At 76.1% G+C, this 935-nt stretch carries 1 protein-coding gene; it reads left to right on the forward strand.

All coding sequences use genetic code 11. The annotated features are described in order from the left end of the window. The first annotated feature begins 387 nt into the window (after positions 1-387). On the forward strand, positions 388-756 hold the full coding sequence (locus EBM89_RS20770; protein ID WP_122151428.1) for a hypothetical protein: 369 nt from the start codon (positions 388-390) through the stop codon (positions 754-756). Positions 757-935 lie beyond the last annotated feature (179 nt).

Raw genomic sequence — 935 nt, forward strand, 5'->3', positions numbered from 1 at the left:
CGGGTCTGCCGCCGGGTGCGCGCACGGCGCTCGACCTCCCGGCGCTGCCGGGCGCGGCTGCCCGGGCGGCACGGGCCGGCGGCGCGGGGATCACGCGCGTCATCCGCTGGGCGCTGGCGACGCAGCCCCCGCCCCCGACCCCGGCGGGCTGAGACGCCAGGCCCGTCCGCACCACCTAGCGGGACGAGTCGGCAGGCGGCGTGCGCGGGGATGATTGCCTCAGCGAACCCGCTCGTGGCGCGGGTAGGCGGGGCCGTGTGGGACCGCGGTCCCCCCACCCGGCGGGCGCGTTCCGGAACCTTTCAGGTGCTGCGGGTCGGCGCCGTCCGTGCGCTGGCCCCGCAGCACCCGAACGGCACTGCTGCCGAACTCCGAGGAAGGTCTGCCATGGGAAACATCACCCCCACCCTCGACGCCGCCATGCGCATCGACGGCGCCATCGCCGTCGCGCTCGTCGACTACGACAGCGGCATGCTGCTGGGCCACGCCGGGTCCGGGAACCTCGACATCGAGCTCGCCGCCGCGGGCAACACCGACGTGGTCCGGGCCAAGATGCGGACGCTGCAGTCGCTCGGGCTCGGCGACGGCATCGAGGACTTCCTCATGACCCTGTCCACCCAGCTGCACCTCATCCGGATGCTGCAGAGCGAGCAGGGCAAGGGCCTGTTCCTCTACCTGGCCCTGCACCGCGCGCAGGCGAACCTCGCGATGGCCCGCCGGCAGCTGCTGAACCTGGAGCACGATCTCGTCATCTGACCGCCCCCCCCCGCAGCCCGGGGACGCGCGAGGGCGCCGACCGTGGTGGTCGGCGCCCTCGCGTCGGTGGAGCGTGGCGGCCTCAGGCCTCCGAGGCGGGGGCCTCGGCGCCGTCGCCGGCCGGGCGGCCTCCGCGGGTGCGGCGGCGGTTGCGGCGACGACGCGGGGCGCCGCCGTCC

This window comes from Cellulomonas triticagri (assembly GCF_003696205.1).
GTDB lineage: Bacteria > Actinomycetota > Actinomycetes > Actinomycetales > Cellulomonadaceae > Cellulomonas > Cellulomonas triticagri.